The organism is Rhodococcus sp. 14-1411-2a (genome assembly GCF_002259485.1).
GTDB lineage: Bacteria > Actinomycetota > Actinomycetes > Mycobacteriales > Mycobacteriaceae > Rhodococcoides.
In genome coordinates this window covers 284204-302411 of sequence record NZ_NPGA01000007.1, presented here as the reverse complement: position 1 = coordinate 302411, position 18208 = coordinate 284204, and the positions used below count along the sequence as shown (strand labels likewise).

15 protein-coding genes and 1 tRNA gene are annotated in these 18208 nt (G+C 66.4%); 10 read left to right on the top strand and 6 right to left on the bottom strand.

Going from position 1 to position 18208, the window contains the following annotated elements; genetic code table 11:
• Positions 1–27 precede the first annotated feature (27 nt).
• The 4 genes from CH291_RS03400 (at position 28) to CH291_RS03385 (ending at position 3569) form a co-directional block, all read left to right on the top strand.
• A complete protein-coding gene (locus CH291_RS03400) occupies positions 28–1221 on the top strand; it encodes an alpha/beta hydrolase family protein (RefSeq protein WP_256980711.1) in 1194 nt (397 codons plus the stop codon).
• Complete coding sequence (locus CH291_RS03395) at positions 1218–2390, top strand: sensor histidine kinase (RefSeq protein ID WP_094669772.1); 1173 nt, start codon at positions 1218–1220, stop codon at positions 2388–2390. Before CH291_RS03400 ends, CH291_RS03395 begins: the two co-directional genes overlap by 4 nt.
• The gene (locus tag CH291_RS03390; protein ID WP_094639503.1) at positions 2387–3196 is read left to right on the top strand and encodes a LytR/AlgR family response regulator transcription factor; all 810 of its coding nucleotides are present in this window, start codon (positions 2387–2389) and stop codon (positions 3194–3196) included. The genes CH291_RS03395 and CH291_RS03390 overlap by 4 nt, the downstream gene beginning before the upstream one ends.
• Before the next feature lie 67 nt (positions 3197–3263).
• Complete coding sequence (locus CH291_RS03385) at positions 3264–3569, top strand: hypothetical protein (protein ID WP_231893895.1); 306 nt, start codon at positions 3264–3266, stop codon at positions 3567–3569.
• A gap of 13 nt (positions 3570–3582) precedes the next feature.
• Here CH291_RS03385 and CH291_RS03380 read toward each other — a convergent pair whose 3' ends face one another.
• Entirely contained in the window at positions 3583–4284 is a 702-nt protein-coding gene (locus tag CH291_RS03380) for a GAP family protein (RefSeq protein ID WP_218829008.1), read from the bottom strand.
• Positions 4285–4370: 86 nt separating this feature from the next.
• On the opposite strand from CH291_RS03380, the gene CH291_RS03375 reads away from it, so the two are divergent.
• The 6 genes from CH291_RS03375 (at position 4371) to CH291_RS03350 (ending at position 12209) form a co-directional block, all read left to right on the top strand.
• Positions 4371–6113 (top strand): sodium/solute symporter, encoded by a 1743-nt coding sequence (locus CH291_RS03375; protein WP_068283549.1) that lies wholly within the window; start codon positions 4371–4373, stop codon positions 6111–6113.
• A 218-nt stretch (positions 6114–6331) separates the two neighbouring features.
• Positions 6332–6631, top strand: coding sequence for a DUF485 domain-containing protein (locus CH291_RS03370; protein WP_032378306.1), 300 nt, complete (start codon positions 6332–6334; stop codon positions 6629–6631).
• Positions 6631–8265 carry a solute symporter family protein gene (locus CH291_RS03365; RefSeq protein ID WP_176460550.1) on the top strand — a complete coding sequence of 545 codons (1635 nt, stop codon included), beginning with the start codon at positions 6631–6633 and terminating at the stop codon, positions 8263–8265. The genes CH291_RS03370 and CH291_RS03365 overlap by 1 nt, the downstream gene beginning before the upstream one ends.
• 82 nt (positions 8266–8347) lie before the next feature.
• Entirely contained in the window at positions 8348–8779 is a 432-nt protein-coding gene (locus CH291_RS03360; protein ID WP_068050069.1) for a type II toxin-antitoxin system Rv0910 family toxin, read from the top strand.
• 49 nt (positions 8780–8828) lie between these two features.
• Entirely contained in the window at positions 8829–10460 is a 1632-nt protein-coding gene (locus CH291_RS03355; protein ID WP_094686719.1) for a substrate-binding and VWA domain-containing protein, read from the top strand.
• A gap of 60 nt (positions 10461–10520) precedes the next feature.
• Positions 10521–12209: a substrate-binding domain-containing protein gene (locus CH291_RS03350; RefSeq protein ID WP_255183327.1), complete on the top strand. Its 1689-nt coding sequence runs from the start codon at positions 10521–10523 to the stop codon at positions 12207–12209.
• Between the two features lies 1 nt (position 12210).
• Here CH291_RS03350 and CH291_RS03345 read toward each other — a convergent pair whose 3' ends face one another.
• From CH291_RS03345 to CH291_RS03325, 5 genes are all read right to left on the bottom strand, one after another.
• Entirely contained in the window at positions 12211–12948 is a 738-nt protein-coding gene (locus tag CH291_RS03345; protein WP_094668567.1) for an energy-coupling factor transporter transmembrane component T family protein, read from the bottom strand.
• Positions 12945–14960 carry a DUF2232 domain-containing protein gene (locus tag CH291_RS03340; protein ID WP_306437672.1) on the bottom strand — a complete coding sequence of 672 codons (2016 nt, stop codon included), beginning with the start codon at positions 14958–14960 and terminating at the stop codon, positions 12945–12947. The genes CH291_RS03345 and CH291_RS03340 overlap by 4 nt, the downstream gene beginning before the upstream one ends.
• Positions 14961–14968: 8 nt before the next feature.
• Positions 14969–16369, bottom strand: a complete 1401-nt coding sequence (locus CH291_RS03335) for a DEAD/DEAH box helicase (protein ID WP_179276433.1) — start codon at positions 16367–16369, stop codon at positions 14969–14971.
• Between the two features lie 223 nt (positions 16370–16592).
• On the bottom strand, positions 16593–17936 hold the full coding sequence (locus CH291_RS03330) for an HNH endonuclease (protein WP_179276432.1): 1344 nt from the start codon (positions 17934–17936) through the stop codon (positions 16593–16595).
• Between the two features lie 104 nt (positions 17937–18040).
• Positions 18041–18116, bottom strand: a tRNA-Arg gene (locus CH291_RS03325).
• Positions 18117–18208 lie beyond the last annotated feature (92 nt).

The window sequence follows — 18208 nt, the reverse complement described above, 5'->3', positions numbered from 1 at the left end:
CGAACGCAATGTAGGAGCGCAGAGACAGTGAGGTCGACCGGATCGGTGGTCGCCGCGGCACTGGTGTTCGCCCTTGCCGCGTGCAGCACTCCCACCGCCGAATCGGTCGACCCGGCCCCCGTGCAGTCCGCAGGCTCCGCTCCGGCACCCGAGGGCTTCGAACGCGGTGAGATCGTGTCCTCGATGCTGCTCGGTCAGGTCGACATCGGTGTCGCCTATCTCGGCGCGACCGCCACGAAAATCGTCTACCGCACCACCGACGGGGTCACCGGAGGCGGTACGCAGACCTCGGGAACGGTGTTCGTGCCCAACGGGTCTGCGCCGCCCGGAGGCTGGCCGATCGTCTCGGTCGGGCACGGAACCACCGGTGTCACCGACGAGTGTGCGCCCTCGCTGTACCCGAATCTGTTGGGCACCATCGGCCTGGTGACGCCGTTCCTCGAACGCGGCACGGTGGTCGTGGTGACGGATTATCAGGGCCTCGGGACTCCGGGAGATCCGGCCTACCTCGACCGGGACGCCGCAGCGTACGACGTCATCGACGCGGTCCGCGCGGCCCGCAACGTGGTCCCCGACGTCGGCACCAGGTGGGGTGCAGTGGGCACCTCCCAAGGCGGACAAGCAGTCTGGGCGGCAGCCGAGCGCAACGAGAACTACGGCGACGGTCTGCAACTGGTCGGAGCCGCGGCGCTCTCGCCCACGGCCGATCTGACGCGTTTCTTCGCGCCCGAGACCGAGCAGAGCGTGCCGCGTCAGCTGCTGGTGCCGTATCTGTACGAGGGTCTGCGCACCGCGGATCCGAGTGCCGAACGCTCCGACTACATCCGCGGCACGTTCGCCGACAACGTGACCGCACTGACCGCCTGCAGTGATCTGCTCGGCTTCTCCAAGGCCGACGCCGGAGCCGTCCTCGATCCGGCCGATGCCCTCCCGGACTCCGAGGAGGCATCGGATCGGATGAGGCGGTGGCTCGAATCGGAGGCGCTACCGACCACTCGCACCGGGGTACCGCTGTTCGTCCTGGTCGGCGAACGCGACGACCTCATCGATCCCCGGTGGACCCGCGACGCGGTAGCGCGGGCCTGCGCACTCGGCGACGATGTCGAGCTTCGCTTCGAACCGGAGCAGGGCCATGCCGAACTGGCCGCCAACGGCATCGGAGTCGACTGGCTCGTCGAACGCTTCCTGAACGTGCCCACCTCGACCACGTGCGCGCGATGACCGCGGCACTGGCGGCACTGGCGGTGATCGTGGCCGTGATCGTCTCGGTGATCGCCGTGATCAGCCTGCGCGGTCGACGTGACCTCACCACACCTGCCGAGCGGGCCGTCCACGCCACCCTGCACACCGCCTCGCTGGCGGCCAAGCCGTTGCGCGACGGTCTCGACGCTCGTTCGGCCGCCGCCGCCGCGCCGCATCTGCGGGTGCTGACGGGTGCGGATGCTCTGGGCATCTGCGATCCCGACGGTTCGCTGCTGGCCTGGGACGGGCCGTGGGACGAGCTGACACCGGCATTCGTCGAGGCGGCGAAGCGGGCGGTGGACGGGCAGCGGCGCGTCCTGGTGCGTCTGCCGCTCGGGTCGATCCACGAGGTGAGAGCGCTGGTGGTGCAGCCGTTGGTCGTCGACGAATCTCCGGTGGTCGGGGTGTTGGGGGCCGCTGTCGTCGCCGAGCCAGGACCGGGCATGCTCGGGGCCATCGCCGAGGTGGCTCGCTATGCGTGCGGGCAGATCGAACTCGCCGAACTCGATGCGTCGAGAGCGCGGTTGGACCGCGCCGAGGTGCGGGCCCTGCGCGCACAGATCAGTCCGCACTTCATCTACAACGCATTGGGCACGATCGCGTCGTTCGTGCGCACCGACCCGGATCGGGCGCGGGAGCTGGTGCTCGAGTTCGCCGACTTCACCCGATACTCGTTTCGCAACGCAGGAGAGTTCACGGTGCTCGCGGACGAGCTACGCAACATCGATCGGTACCTGATGCTCGAACGCGCCCGCTTCGGCGACTCCCTGCAGGTCACGTTGCAGGTCGCGCCCGAGGTGTTGGGCGTCGCCCTGCCGTTTCTCGCGCTGCAGCCGCTCGTCGAGAACGCCGTCCGGCACGGCCTGTCCGGTAAGGCCGACGGCGGCCGCGTGACGATCATCGCCGCCGACGAGGGCACCGACGCAGTGATCAGTATCGAGGACGACGGTGTGGGGATGGACCCCGAGGTGTTGCGCTCGGGAAGCCTGCACACCGAGGACGCGGCCCATGTCGGATTGGCGAACGTGGACGATCGGCTGCGGGCAGCCTTCGGAAACGACTACGGTCTCGTAGTGGACACCGCACCGGGCGCAGGCACCAAAGTCAGCATGCGGGTGCCCAAATTCAGGCCGGGAGTGCGGGCATGACGCAGGCTGCCAAAGACAACCCCGGCCGCGGATTGGTCGTCCTCGCCGTCGACGACGAGCGCCCGGCGCTGGACGAACTCGCCTTCCTGCTGCGCCAGCAGGAGACCGTCGCCGAGGTGTTCACGGCGCAGGACGCCACCACTGCCCTGCGGCAGATCCAGAACACCGCCGCCCCGGGGCAACCAGTGGTGGACGCGGTCTTCCTCGACATCAACATGCCCGGGCTCGACGGTCTCGAACTGGCCGGCATCCTGTCGGCATTCGCGCGGCCACCCGCGGTCGTGTTCGTCACCGCCCACGACGACCGGGCACTGGCTGCCTTCGATCTCGGTGCCGTCGATTACCTGCTCAAGCCGTTGCGGGAGGATCGGCTCACCGAGGCGCTGCGCCGGGTGCTGCTCGCGCGGCGTCGACCCGCTGAGTCCGCGGACACCTCGGCCGACGAGGTCATTCCCGTCGAACTCGGCGGAACCACCACCCTGGTGCACCGGTCGTCGGTCGCGTGGGTCGAAGCCGACGGCGACTACGCGAGACTGCACACCTCCAACGGCTCACACCTGGTGCGCATACCCATCTCGGCTCTCGAAAGTCGTTGGGCCGATGCCGGATTCCTGCGCGTGCACCGCTCCTACCTGGTCTCGCTGCGGTTGGTCACGGGGATCCGCAGCGTCGGTTCGGGTCTGGTGGTGTGCCTGCGGGCCAGCGGTAACCTCGCTGCCTGCGAACTGCCGGTGAGTCGACGGCACGCCAGAGAACTCAAGGACAGACTGGTCCGCGGTCCGTTGCAATCGTGGTCGTCTCGGTGACGAGGGATCGGCAGTGAGCCAGCCGCACCGACAACGGGTGGTGCTCTCGCAACGTCGCGGCGCACGGATGGTGCGCACCCGCGTCGAAGTGCAGGAGCAGACCGAGGTCGGCGACGCTCTGGTTCGTAGCCTGGTTCGCGCGCAGCTGTTGCTGTCGGTGCGCCTGGCGGTGATGACGCTGTCGATTCTGTTCGCAATTCCGTTGCTGGGCATGCTCCTCGCCCGCTTCACCGACGTCGCGCCGTTCGGTATCGGTCTGCCGTGGTTGGTGCTGGGGGTGGCGATCTATCCATTGCTGTTCGGTGTCGGCTGGGTGTATACGCGTCGAGCCGAACGCAACGAGCAGGACTTCACCGCCTTGACCGATGATTGACGACGCCGAGGGATCAGAGGGCGTTCAGTGTCATGTACGTGCCGAGGCCCAACAGGATCACGGCCAGAACGAGGCCACTGTGCGCGATGAATCCGTCGACGATCGCGTTCAGTGGCCGGCGAGCACGGTCGCGGAAGACGAGCAACGCGAGTGCGGGTGCCGCTACACCGAGGCTGGACACCACCACGAACACCACGAGAGCCGCCGCTTGGACGGCCACGGCCGAGGACGCGTCCACGATCACCGCCACGGCCGACAGTGCGATGACCACACTCTTCGGATTGACCGATCCGAGGAGGAACGCGGTCGCGAATGCCCTGCCACCGTCGAGGCGACGTGCTCTGTCCACCCATTTCGGTTCCTCGCGGGCCGGGCCGTGTCGTACGCGCTCGATCAGCTTGCGGGCACCCAGGATCAGCAGAGCGACGCCGAGCGCGATTCTCAACCACCGCACCCAGGCGGACGAGTCCGCGGCCACCACCGCGGTGTCCACGACCACCAAGCCTGCCGTCCCGACGACCGTGACGCCGACCAGCCATCCGGCGGTGAACCGAGCGAGTACGGAACCGGTGTTGAGTGTGGCCAGGGCAGCAGCCATCGCCGTGGTGGGCAGGTGCGCGATCAGCGCCCCGGCCGCCAACGGAAGACACGCAGAGACGGCTGCCGTCACGGACATCAGGTGGCGCTCGTCCACTGCATCGGTAGATCGTCCCACTGCACGACCCGAGATGTCGTCGATTTCGCTACGGTCCGCGAAGTGCGCCGTTCCCGTGCAGGGCATGGCGAGAAGGGGCGGATTCGGTGAACGGGTCCATTCCGATCGCGACGGTGATCGCGCTGCTGGCGGCCGCCGTGGCCACCGTGGGCATCGGTATCTACGGAGTTCGGTTGGCACGCACCACCTCCGACTTCCTGGTCGCCTCGCGAAGCGTCGGTCCACGCTGGAACGCCGCCGCCATCAGTGGTGAATACCTCTCTGCTGCATCGTTCCTCGGGGTTGCGGGGCTCATCGCGAAGTACGGAGCCGATGCGCTGTGGTACCCGGTAGGGTTCACCGCCGGCTACCTGGGTCTGCTGCTGTTCGTCGCCGCACCGCTGCGTCGAAGCGGCGCGTACACGGTGCCCGATTTCGTCGAATTCCGGCTCGGCGCACCATGGTTGCGCACCGTGGCGATGCTCGTGGTCGTGGTCATCTGCGCGCTGTACCTGGTGCCGCAGTTCCAAGGCGCAGGCCTGACGCTGAACATTCTGTTGGGGGTGCCGGGGTGGGTCGGGGCCCTGGCGGTGGGACTCATCGTCATCGCGAACGTCGTCGGCGGTGGCATGCGTTCGATCACCTTCGTCCAGGCCTTCCAGTACTGGCTCAAACTGACCGCGATCGCCATCCCGGCACTGGTGCTGGCCGTGCACTTCTTCGCCGACGACCGTAGCGTCGGCAGCCCCGCCCCGCCGACCGTGTCCGAGCAGACCGTCGTCGACATCACCACCGACGTTCTCGTGCAGGTCGATTCGCCGATCGTCGTGTCGGTGGTGGGAACCCTCGACGACGAGAGCGTCGACGGGCGAGTGCTACTGGACGCAGGTGAACACCGGTTGGGCTCGGGCACGTTGCTGACGCTCGACGCCGGATCGCCTGTTCCCGTCGTCGCAGGCGCGCCGACCACCGACCGAGCGTGGGCGATGCCCGGCGGGGGACTGGGCGGAGCGCATCCCCTCTATCAGGTCTACTCGCTGATTCTGGCCACGTTCCTCGGAACCCTCGGCCTGCCGCACGTGCTGGTGCGGTTCTACACCAACCCGGACGGCCGAGCGGCGCGGTTGACCTCGCTCACCGTCCTGGCGTTGCTCGGCATGTTCTACCTGTTCCCGACGGTGCTCGGCGTCTTCGCCCGCCTGTACGTGCCGCAACTGCTGATCACCGGAGCATCCGACGCCGCAGTGCTGCTGCTGCCCGGCTCGGTGCTGTCCGGAATACCGGGCCAACTGCTGGCCGCGCTGGTGGCCGCCGGTGCCATCGCGGCCTTCCTGTCGACCTCATCCGGTCTGCTGGTCAGCATCGCCGGGGTGCTCAGTACCGACGTCCTCTCGGGCAAGGTCCGAGACTTCCGCGTCGCCGCGATTCTCGCCGGCGCCGTTCCGTTGGCGCTGTCGATCGGCGTTGTCTCCCTGGACCTCTCGCGCACCGTCGGGCTCGTCTTCGCCGTCGCCGCATCCACCCTGTGCCCCCTGCTGGTACTGGGCATCTGGTGGCGCGGACTCACCGCGGCGGGAGCGGCAGCCGGACTGTTCCTCGGCGGCGGCATCTCTCTCGTCGCTGCGTCGATCTCCGTCGTCACCCCCATCTCCGACGGCGTCCTCGGCGGCTGGGCAGCAGCGATTCTCGGCTACCCCGCCGCCGTCAGCGTGCCCGTCGCCTTCGCCGCGATGATCGCCGTCAGCCTCGCCACCCGAAAAACCGTCCCGCCCGACATCTCCCGCATCTTCGCGCGACTGCACCTGCCCGAAGGCCTCGACATGGGCAAAGATCGCGAGCGCGAGCTCTGAGACCGCTGGGTCATTCCGCAGGCTCCACCGCTCAACTGCCATTCTCGACCGCTTGTCGCACACTCCCGCTTCCCATCGTGTGATCGACACCACCTCCTGATTTTGTGACCTGACTCTCATTACTGTTCCGAGTCAGCTACAGCTCACATCTACTTCAGGAGTCCAAGGTGACCGCACCGGAAACCAATTCGCCACCGGACGCGCAAGCGTTCGTCGACATGCAGGCCAGTCCAGAGTTCCAGGAACTTCGGCGTCGTCTGCGTAGCTTCGTGTTCCCGATGGCCGGGTTCTTCCTGGTCTGGTACGTCATCTACGTGCTGCTGAGCACCTACGCGGTCGACTTCATGTCGACCAAGGTGTGGGGCAACATCAACGTCGGGCTGCTGCTCGGCCTCGGCCAGTTCGTCACGACGTTCGCCATCACGGGCATCTACGTGAAGTTCGCCAACCGTGAACTCGATCCTCGCGCCGCAGCCCTGCGCGCCGAGATGGAAGCCTCCCAGGGAGCGAAAAGCTGATGAACATCCTTGCCCAGGCCACCGACACCACCGTCGGTGAACCACTCGTCAACATCGCGATCTTCGGTGCGTTCGTACTCGTGACGATGTTCGTGGTCATCCGCGCATCGAAGAAGAATGCGACCTCCGCGGAGTTCTTCACCGCAGGCGGCGGATTCTCCGGACCGCAGAACGGCGTCGCGATCGCCGGTGACTACCTCTCTGCAGCAAGCTTTCTCGGCATTGCCGGTGCCATCGCCGTCTACGGTTACGACGGCTTCCTGTACTCCATCGGTTTCCTCGTCGCCTGGCTCGTCGCGCTGCTCCTCGTCGCCGAATTGCTCAGGAACACCGGCAAATTCACGATGGCGGACGTACTGAGCTTCCGGCTCAAGCAGGGCCCGGTTCGCACCGCGGCCGCGCTGTCGACCCTGACCGTCTCGCTGTTCTACCTGCTCGCGCAGATGGCCGGTGCCGGCGGACTCGTCGCACTGCTGCTCGACATCTCCGACCGCACCGGACAGTCCATTGTCATCGCCATCGTCGGCGTGCTGATGATCGCGTACGTGCTCATCGGCGGAATGAAGGGCACCACCTGGGTGCAGATCATCAAGGCCGTCCTGCTCATCACCGGCGCAGCGTTCATGACCGTCCTCGTTCTCGCGAAGTTCGGCATGAACTTCTCCGAACTGCTCGGCAGCGCGCAGGCCATGGTGGCCGGATCGGCCAACGAGGCCGTGGCTGCACGTGACGTCATCGAGCCCGGCGCTCAGTACGGCGGCAGTGCCACCTCGAAGATCAACTTCCTCTCGCTCGGTCTCGCACTCGTGCTCGGTACCGCGGGTCTGCCGCACGTGCTGATGCGCTTCTACACGGTGCCCACCGCCAAGGAAGCTCGCCGCAGCGTCGTGTGGGCCATCGCGCTCATCGGTGCGTTCTACCTGTTCACCCTCGTGCTCGGCTACGGAGCCGCAGCGATCGTCGGACCAGACCGCATCCTGGCCTCGGCCGGCGGCCAGAACTCCGCGGCTCCGCTGTTGGCCTTCGAGCTCGGCGGCGTGATCCTGCTCGGCATCATCTCGGCGGTCGCCTTCGCGACGATCCTCGCCGTGGTCGCCGGCTTGACGATCACCGCCTCGGCGTCGTTCGCTCACGACATCTATGCGAGCGTCATCAAGAAGGGCAAGGTCGACGACAAGAAGCAGGTCAAGGTCTCGCGGATCACCGCCGTCGTAATCGGCGTCCTGGCCATCGGCCTCGGCATCCTCGCCAACGGGCAGAACATCGCCTTCCTGGTGGCACTCGCGTTCGCCGTTGCTGCGGCCGCGAACCTGCCGACCATCCTGTACTCGCTGTTCTGGCGTCGCTTCACCACCACCGGCGCACTGTTCAGCATGTACGGCGGCCTGATCTCGACGATCGTGCTGATCATCTTCTCCCCGGCCGTCTCCGGATCGCCGACGTCGATGGTCCCCGGCTCGGACTTCGCCTGGTTCCCGCTCTCCAACCCCGGCATCGTCTCGATCCCGTTGGCATTCATCCTCGGCATCGTCGGAACTCTGATCTCGAAGGACACCGAGAACACCGACAAGCAGGCCGAGATGGAGGTTCGCTCCCTCACCGGTATCGGTGCGGAGAAGGCCAGCGCTCACTAGTCGATAGCAGGTCCCCCCGAAAATGTCCGTGTGAGCAAGGCCTCACACGGACATTTTTCGTGCAGCGGTTACCATCCCTGCTGTGGCCAAGCTGAAGGTTTCCCTCGACGTCCCACTCACCCCCGAGCAGACGTGGGCGCACGCGTCCGATCTGTCCGGATACGAGCAGTGGCTCTCCATCCACGAAGCGTGGCGCGGTGAGCTGCCCGAGCAACTGGCCGTGGGCACCACCTTGGATTCCGTCGCCAGCGTGAAGGGCATGCGCAACCGGGTGTCCTGGAAGATCGAGTCCTACGATCCGCCCAAGAAGCTCGAGCTCAAGGGCAACGGTAAGGGCGGCGTCAAGATCGGCCTGAACCTGTCCGTGAAATCCAAGGGTGAAGGCTCCGAGATCACCATCGACGTCAACCTCGGCGGCGCGCCGCTGTTCGGTCCGATCGGGTCCGGCGTCGCACGCGCCCTCAAGGGCGACATCGAGAACTCGCTGAAGACGTTCGTCAAGATCTACGCCTGACGCGGCAGGGGTGGAGCCTGTGGAACGACCAGTGAAGTAGGAGCCGTCCATGCCCGGTAGACACAGTGCCCCGTCGTCCGCGACGAGCAGCAGAGGATTCGCCAAGTACGGCGTCGTGGCCGTGGCCCTGTTTCTCGTGGTGGGCGGCGGAGTGGTCGTCGCGCAGAAGGCATTCGGTTCCGAATGCGGCGATCCCGCGTCCTACTCTCTGGCCGCGGACCCTGCCATCGCGCCGGTGCTGCAGAAGATCGTCGACGAGACGTCCGCGGAAAGCCTCGGTTGCGCTCGGATCGAGGTCACCGCAACCGAATCCGGCCAGGTCTCGGCTGCGGTCGCCAAGGGCGACGACGTTCCCTCTCTCTGGATTCCGGATTCCTCGCTGTGGATCGGCAAGACCGTGCGGTCCACTGCGTCGCTGATCGACCTGGCGAGTCAGTCGGTGGCCGGCACCCCGGCTGTGCTCGCGGCCCGCAAGGACGAGGTGCCGTTCTTCGACACCTGGCTCACCGCGTTGAAGCTCGAAGGTCTGCGCATCGGCAACCCGCTGACCAACACCACATCCGATGCGGCCATCCTGGGCGCGGTGGCCGAGGCCGGATCGGACGAGACCGCCCTGGACTCGGTCGGAGCGGCGCTCGTCCCCATCGCTCAGGCCCAGGCCGCCACTCGCGGTGAGGCCGATCCGACGGTACGGCTGGACGATCTGGTTGCCGACGGCGGTGTCGCAGTGGTCTCCGAGCAGGCCTTTCTGGCCTACCAGCAGGACAACAACGTCGAACTGGGCGCGACGGTGCCGCCGACGGGCAGCATCTTCCTCAACTTTCCGCTGGCCGTGACCGAGCCCGCAGGGGATCGACACGAGACCGCGAAATCCGTCGGGACGGCACTGGCCACGGCCATCGAATCCGAACAGGGGCAGCGGGCTCTGTCCGATGCGGGGTTCCGCTCCGCGGACAACGCACCCCTCGATTCCGATCGCGGGATCGGTGACGTGACGCCTCTGACGATCGCCGACCAGCAGGCCGCCGAGTCGACGCTGCGCCAGTACCAGGTGTTGGCGCTGCCGTCGCGGACTCTGGTGATGGAGGACGTCTCCGGATCGATGAACTACAGCGCGGGGGCCGACTCACGTATCGCATTGACGGTGCAGGCCAGCGAAACCGGAAATCGACTGTTCCCCGACAACGCGTCGATGGGGTTGTGGGCATTCTCGATCGGACTCGGCGGCGAATCGCAGGACTACCGTGAGCTCGCACCGATCCGGCGAATGGACGAAAAAGTCGGCAACACCACGCAGCGTGAGGTGCTGCTGCAGCAGACTCGAACGCTTCCGGCCCTGGTCGGAGGTGGTACCGGTCTCTACGACACCACGTTGGCAGCGTTCCGCACGGTGCAGCAGGGCTACGATCCCGACGCGGTCAACAGCGTCATCATCCTCACCGACGGCACCAACGAGGACCCCGACAGCATCGCGCTCGACGAGCTGCTGTCCACTCTGCGCGCCGAGCAGGACCCGTCCAGGCCGGTCGTCATCGTCACCATCGGCATCACCGACGACGCCGATGCTGGTGTGCTGCAACAGATTTCGGCAGCAACGGGTGGTACGAGCTTCGTTGCTCGAAATCCCGCGGAGATCCCGAACGTTTTCGTCAATGCGCTGAGAAGTCGCTCCGGTCGCTGAGAAGGCTACTATGCTGTGCGTCGCGTCACTTCTGAGGGCGCGTGCGCTTGCACTCGTCCTGTGAGTGCAGCGGGGGGCGAGCAGGGGGTTGCATCGATGTCGGGACGTCACAGCGGTAGTGCGCGGCGGTTCGGTTCGGCCGCGATCTGGTCGGTGCTTGCGCTGGTGGCAGTCGTCGTCGTGGTCGGTGGTTGGTTCGGCGTTCAGGCCGTCCGCGCGTCCGGTGTTGATTCCTGCGATTCCGTCGACACCGTCTCGCTCGCCGTGGACACCTCCATCGCCGAGCCCGTCGAGCAGATTCTCGCGCAGGCCACCGAGTTCGATCGTGGTTGCGTGAACTTCGAGGTTCGCCCCGAACGTCCCGCCGACACCGCCACCGAGATCGCCGGAACCGAAAATCGCCCGGACCTGTGGATACCGGATTCGACGCTGTGGCTGCTCAAGACTCTTCGCTCGACCGGTGCGCTTCCCGAGCTGGCCAAGGCCTCCGTCGCGAACACGCTGCCGGTCCTGGTCTCGAAGTCCGATGCCGCGCCGGTGACCGATACCTGGCTCAGCGTGCTCCAGCTTCCCGGGCAACGCATCGGTGATCCCCTGACCAGCAGCGCCTCGAATGCCGCGATCCTCGGTGCGCTGGCCGAATCCGAGGTGGCAATCTCCGACGCCAAGGCCGTGTCGGCGGCCCTGGTCCCGATGGCTCAGGACTTCGGACGAATCGCGGACACTCCACACGACACCCCGGATCTGGTGGCCCAGGTGGCCGCCGAGGGTGGCACCAGCGTGGCGACCGAGCAGGCACTGCTTGCGTACGAGGCCGACAATCCGGGATCGGGACTGACCGAGTCGGTTCCGCCGACCGGCAGCTATTTCCTCAACTACCCGCTGGCCGTGACCGCGCCTGCCGGCCCCGAATACGACCGCGTCAAGCAGGCCGGAGCCGCACTGGGCTCGGTTCTCGCCACCGCGTCTGCCGCCGAGACCTTGGTCGCAGCCGGCTTCCGAACATCGAGTGGCACACCACTTCCCGACGGCCGAGGCGTCGGGTCCGTTGCGTCGCTCGAGATCAAGAACCCGCTGTCCATCGAGACGACGCTGCGGGACTGGGCCGTACTCGCACTGCCGTTGCGCACCCTCGTCGTCGAGGACGTGTCGGGTTCGATGGCCGCGAAATCGGGCGACTCCACCCGCATCGCGCTGACCGTGGACGCGTCGGTAGGTGCCAACTCACTCTTCAGCGATCAGACGCAGATGGGGTTGTGGGCGTTCTCGATCGGGCTCGGTGGTGGCAAGCAGGACCACCGTGAGCTGGTGCCGATGGGTAAGGCCGACGGTACGTTCAACGGAAAATCGCAGCGCGACGCCATTCTCGATTCGATCCGGGGGCTCCCGGCTCTCGTCGGCGGCGGAACGGGGCTCTACGACACCACGTTGGCTGCATTCCGGCGGGTCAAGGAGGGATACGACCCCGACTACGTCAACAGTGTCATCATCCTGACCGACGGTGCCAACGAGGACGAGGGCAGTATCTCCCTCGACGAGCTGCTGGCGTCGCTGCAGAAGGAGCAGGATCCGGTGCGACCCATCGTGATCATCACAGTCGGTGTCACCAGTGATGCAGATCCGGTTGCACTGCAGCAGATCTCGGCTGCGACCGGCGGAACGAGTTATGTCGCCGAGGATCCGCGAGACATCCCGGACGTGTTCGTCAAGGCCTTGAACTCGCGCACCGAACGTCTCGCGGGGGAGTAGGTCAGCCCAACAGGAAGCTGATCGCGATGGCTGCGGCGCACGCCAGAGTCACCACGGTCAGCGTCACCGCGTCGGAGGCCTTGAACCGGGCGTCGGTGGCGGTGATCATTCCGGTTCCGCCGCGGGCGGTGATGGCCCCACCCATTTCGTCGGCCCGCCTGATCGCCACCGACATCACCGTCGTGACGATGTCGACCAGAGAATTGTCCGACGCGCTGTTGACGACCGGCTTGGGGCGAAGGCGTCGGGCAGCATTGAGGGTGCGCATCTCTTCGATCAGCAGCGGAAGCGACCGCAGGCTCAGGGCCACGGCGATGGCCCACTCGTCGACCGGCAACTTCAGCTTCTTCAGCGGCGCGCCCAGTTTGGAGACCGCAGGGGCGATGTCGCTCATCGACGTGGTCCAGCCGATCATCATCGATGCGCCGAGCAGGACGAAGATGAACAGCGTCGCGCGCAGATACACCAGCACTGCCGCGCCGCCGATCGGCAGATTGATGAGAGCTCCGACGCCGAACAGTGCCCAGATCCACCACGGTGGACGCGGCACCGCGGTGATCGGGACATGAGCGATGATCGCGGCGATGACCAACAGCGCGAACACTATTCCGAGGGCAGGCCACGTCGGTGCCACCACGAGAGTGATGCTCAGCAGCAGCACGGCGACGAGTTTGGTGCCGGCCCACAGGCGGTGGATCGGTGAGAATCGCGGGACCTGACGCAAGACGACGGTGGTCACGAGTGCACGCTCCCCAGGATCGAATCGGAGACGATGTGGCCGTCGGCCATCGTGATGGTGCGACTGCAGACGGTGTCCATACCGTCCACGTCGTGCGAGATGACGACGATGGCAACGCCGCGATCGCGCAGTCCGGCGAGAACGCCGATGATGTCGTCGCGGCCGGGAGGGTCGAGCCCGGCCAGGGGTTCGTCGAGAACCAGTAGCCGAGGACGACGCGCGATCAGCCCGGCGAGCACCACGCGTCGCATCTGACCGCCGCTGAGCGAATCGATGTCGCGAGCCGCCAACGACCTGTCCAGGCCGACGGCATCCATCGCGGCCGACACTGTGGCAGAACCTGTTTCGGGACCGGCAGCGGCAGCGATGTCCTCGGAGACGGTGCGCCGCTGCAGCTGCAGGCGCGAGTGCTGAAATGCGAGTCCGACATCGCCGACACGTGAGGTCATCGCCTTGCCGCCGAGCTCGGCGGTGCCTCTGGTCGGGCCGGTGAGGCCGGCCATGATCCAGGCGAGAGTGGACTTGCCCGAACCGTTCCCGCCGAGAACGAGCACACCCTCACCGCGTTTGACAGTGATGTCGATGCCGTTCAGTGCTACCTGCGCCCACGGTGTGCGCCGGTTGTACGTGTGTTCGACGCCGCTCAGTTCCAGAAGACGTTCGCTCGAATTGTCGTGCAGCGCAGCGGGGTTCTCCGTCCGAGCGTGCATCCACGTCGAGTCGTGCTGCACCTGATAACCCTCGTGCAGATGTACGACGCGATCCGCGGCGACGGTTTCCGAGACGTGGTGGGTGACGAGCACAACCGACATCCGGTGCCTGCGGGGCAATTCGGCGAGGAGCGAGACCAGATGTTCGCGCCCGGAGGCGTCGATCATGGCGGTTGCCTCGTCGGCGATGAGCAGTGCAGGACGGCGAGCAAGTGCTGCGGCGACAGCGAGTCGCTGCATTTCGCCGCCGGAGAGGGAGGCAGTGTCGCGCGCTCCCATACCGCCGAGCCCGACCTCGTCGAGCAAGGCCTTTACGTCGGGGCGTGAATCGCCGGGCGGCAGTCCCCACACCACGTCGTCGGCGACGCGGGTGCCGAGGATCTGGCTTTCGGGGCGCTGCAGCACCACCGCGGTGCCGCCGTACCGTCCGAGTCCGGTCGAGCCGGGCCTGTCCACGGTGCCCTCCGACGGTTCGAGGCCGGCGAGGATCCGCGTCAGCGTCGATTTGCCGGAACCGTTGTGGCCGACGATCGCCACGAATTCACCGGTGTCGATGCGCAGGTCGACGCCGGTCAACGCGGACGTCGTGCTTCCCGGGTACCGGAACCCGACCGCGGTGAGTGTGACCGGCAGCGGCCCGATCTCGTCGTCGGTGCTGGAAGCCAGGGGCTCGGGGGTGGGGATGGTGGAGAGACGGTCCAGAATCGCGGTGAGGATGAGCCACGCGAACAACGTTCCGGTGACGATGCCGAAGGCGATCGACCCGCCGACCCACCACCACCAGTTGTCGAGCACGGTCGTGGAGCTGGTGCGGATCACGTCGGCCACGCCTTGCAGTGCCGATGTGCGCTCGAGCAACCGAGAAATGCCCTCGAAGGTGTTGCGGAGAGTCTCGAGAAACAGCTCGCGCAACGGAACGAGAACGAGCAGCATCAGCACCGTCATCGCCCCGAGCACCGGCCCGACGACCATCGAGGTGACGAGAACGCCGAACAGTCCTTGCTTCTTGCGCTTCGCCCGCCCGACCAGGCCGCCCAGTAGGGCGGCGCTGGCCACGGTGATGGCTGTCTGGGTTCCGGCCGCGACGAATCCGACGAGGGTGCCCGCGACCGCGGAGGTGACCAGTGCGCGAGTCCGATACCGGAGCGCGACCACCGACATGGGAATCGCCGCGACGACCTGAAGGATCGCCGCCATCGGTACCAGCACACCGATCACCGTCAACGCGACGGTGAAGCTGCTCATGACGGCAGCGGTCGCCATTTCCTGCGGACCGAGAGGGCCGGACTTGGGCGTGCGCACGGGCTGGGTCAGCGGCTGCGCTGGCTCGTGGCAGGCCCTGCTGCACGACGGCTGTGGCCGCCGCCACCGCTACGCGGCTGACCACCATTGCGGGGCTGACCAACGCTGCGTGGCTGTCCACCGGAGCGCGGCTGCCCACCGGAGCGGGCCGGGCCGCCGCGTCGGGCGTTGTTGCTGTTGCGAGGGTTCGCGGCGCGAACTTCCGGCTCGGCCTTCGGCATCGGCTGGACGTAGCGAGCCTGCTCGCCGACCAGGTTCGCCACTGCGGGCGAGTCGGCGGTGACGCGGACCGGGGTGACCTTGATATCGGCCTTGCGCAGCAGAACTGCGGTGTCCTTGCGCTGCTCGGGCAGGACGACGGTCACGACGTCTCCGGCGCTTCCCGCGCGTGCGGTGCGGCCGGAACGGTGCAGGTACGCCTTGTGCTCGGCCGGCGGGTCGACGTGGACGACGAGCTGGACGTCGTCGACGTGGACGCCGCGAGCTGCGACGTCGGTGGCGACGAGAACACGGGCCTGGCCGGAGGAGAACGCGGCGAGGTTGCGGTCACGGGCGGCCTGCGAGAGGTTGCCGTGCAGGTCGACGGACGGGATTCCGGCGTCGGTGAGCTGCTTGGCGAGCTTGCGGGCCTGGTGCTTGGTGCGCATGAACAGGATGCGTCGTCCGGTGCCGGAGGCGAGCTGGTGGACCAGCTTCTTCTTGGCTTCGACGCCGTCGACCTCGAACACGCTGTGCGTCATGGCCTCGACGTGTGAGGTGGCCTCGTCGACGGAGTGCGTGATCTGGTTGTGCAGGAATCGCTTGACCAGCTTGTCGACGCCGTTGTCCAGGGTCGCGGAGAACAGCATGCGCTGGCCCTTGTCCGGGGTGGCGGCGAGGATGCGGGTGACGACGGGCAAGAACCCGAGATCGGCCATGTGGTCTGCCTCGTCGAGGACGGTGATCTGAACGCCGTCGAGGGTGAGGTGGCGCTGCTTCATCAGGTCTTCGAGGCGACCGGGGCACGCGACGACGATGTCGACTCCGCCCTTGAGCGCGGAGACCTGGCGGACCTGTGAGACACCACCGAAGATCGTGGTGACCTTCAGCGAGTACGCGGACGCGAGGGGTTCGATCGCGACGGCGATCTGGGTGGCGAGCTCACGCGTCGGCGCGAGGATCAGGCCACGGGGGCGGCCGGGCTTGCGGTTACCGGGAAGCTGGCCGGCGAGGCGAGCAACCATCGGGATCGAGAAGGCGAGTGTCTTGCCGCTGCCGGTCTTTCCGCGTCCGAGCACGTCGCGTCCCTGCAGTGTGTCGGGGAGTGTGTCGGCCTGGATGGGGAATGCCTCGGTCTTGCCCTGGCTCGCGAGTACATCCGCGATGGCCTGGGGTACGCCGAGTGCAGAAAAAGTCTGTGGGGTCGTCATAGTGATGAAAAGTGCCTTTCGGGCAGGGTGTTGCACCTGCGGGCCTTCGGGCCGAGATGCAAGGTGGCGAGACTGCCGGTGGGCAGTTTCGATCGCCGTAAGAGAAGCCTGTGCAGGGTGCACATGGAGGTTCGGGAGCATTCCACGACGTCTGGCGTGCAGCTACGCGCGCCGTTGACGAGTGTAACCGAGTCGGTGCTCGGTATCTTCCCGCCGCAACCCGTCATGCGGCGTCGTCGTCGAAGAGACCGGTGATCATCACGTTCTCGATCGTCGAGCTGTACAGCTCGACCACCGGCATCGGCGGCGCACTCGAGTCATAGCTGTGCCCGGTGGGTGAGATGAGCCGGTAGCGGTGTCGCGCGTTCTGTTTGTCCCGCCATGCTTCGGCTGTCCAGCCCTCACCTTCTTTGGCGTAATTGCATGCAGCACAAAGGCCTGCGCCGTTCTCGGCACTCGTTCTGCCGCCTGCTGAATGAGGTCTGATGTGATCGTGGTGACGGATCGGTGCGTCGCACCACGGGGTTCGGCAGGTGCGATCGCGGAGATCTATCAGGCGTCCCAGCGCGGTGGGAAATGCGCGCGAAGTGGACTCCACTGCCGTCAGCGCACCGGATGTCGGGTGCGCGTAGAGGCGGCGCAATGCGACGTGCGTCTCACAGTCGAGTGTGTCTCGGATCAGTTGCCGTGCGACATCGGACGGAATGTCGCCGTAGCCGTGCATGTAGGCGGACGTGTTACCGCCGGCGAGGAGGGTGGAATCCGAGATGACGATGTCGACGGTCACCGGCGGTCCCTGTGCTGCTGATGCGCCGGTGACCCGCTCGAATACGAGGTCGGCCATGATCTGATCGCGGGTGCGTGTGTCACCGCCGGAGTTGATGATGGTGTCGGCGTCTCGTCGCAGCGTCGCCCACATGCAGACCATCTTCTCCATCGAGGTGAGGACCGTGAAGAAGCCCATCGATTCGGGTGCTGGACGGGTGCTGGTGCGCCTGGCTGCATAGGCCTTGGCGCGTCGTTTCACCTGGGAGGCGGCGTCGAGTTCGTTGGCGAGTGCGCGGGCGCGGCCTTCGATGGTGCGGTCGCCGGCACCGGCCAGAGTGGCGGGGTCTGCGCACAGTCGTTCGTCGATGGTGCGGCGATCGTCGACGGTGAGGCATGAGGTTTCGCGAGCGAGGATCACGGCGCGCCACTCGTTGAGTTCCCCGGCTTTCAGCCGCGCCAGGGTGTGCGGCATTTCGTGCACGAGCGCGCGAGCGAGTCCCAGGTGAGTGCCCCCACGGTTCGGTGATTCGCGCCGAGCCAGTCCGATCTGTGATGCAATACCATTGCGCCACTGGGCTTTCGGCTTACCTCGCTCTTTGCGTTCGTTGCTGATGGCCGTTGCGACGGCATCGGTCACCACGGCTTGCGTTGCCACGCTGGCGCACTTGACGGTCTCGAGAGCGGAGATCAAATCGATGCCGGCTGCTGCGTCGGCGTCGAACTCCGATGACTGAAGACGCGCGACGAAGCGCAGCACTTCATCGGACGTGAGTGGTGAATCTTGTACAGCTGTGACCACGAGTTCCTCCCCAGTACTCGAATGCATGTTCGATAATACGGGGAGTTTTCTGGCTGCGCAATAGTTGCCAGCAATTGGGGAGGGTGGAGCTCAAAGTCGACTCGTGGTGCCCTCGGCAGGATTCGAACCTGCGACCTACCCTTTAGGAGAGGGTTGCTCTATCCCCTGAGCTACGAAGGCTGGTGATCGTTCTGCTGATCCGAAGCCATTGTCCAGCAACGGCTTTCGATCCATCGAACAATCGGTTGCGGATGGGTTCGCTGCCTCGGTGC

Excerpts from the sequence above, each read along its gene's own strand:
- CH291_RS03355 (WP_094686719.1), top strand. The coding sequence starts at position 8,829 with ATGCCCGGTAGACACAGTGCCCCGTCGTCCGCGACGAGCAGCAGAGGA.
- CH291_RS03335 (WP_179276433.1), bottom strand. The coding sequence starts at position 16,369 with ATGACGACCCCACAGACTTTTTCTGCACTCGGCGTACCCCAGGCCATC.
- CH291_RS03385 (WP_231893895.1), top strand. The coding sequence starts at position 3,264 with ATGGTGCGCACCCGCGTCGAAGTGCAGGAGCAGACCGAGGTCGGCGAC.
- CH291_RS03370 (WP_032378306.1), top strand. The coding sequence starts at position 6,332 with ATGCAGGCCAGTCCAGAGTTCCAGGAACTTCGGCGTCGTCTGCGTAGC.
- CH291_RS03395 (WP_094669772.1), top strand. The coding sequence starts at position 1,218 with ATGACCGCGGCACTGGCGGCACTGGCGGTGATCGTGGCCGTGATCGTC.
- CH291_RS03365 (WP_176460550.1), top strand. The coding sequence starts at position 6,631 with ATGAACATCCTTGCCCAGGCCACCGACACCACCGTCGGTGAACCACTC.
- CH291_RS03390 (WP_094639503.1), top strand. The coding sequence starts at position 2,387 with ATGACGCAGGCTGCCAAAGACAACCCCGGCCGCGGATTGGTCGTCCTC.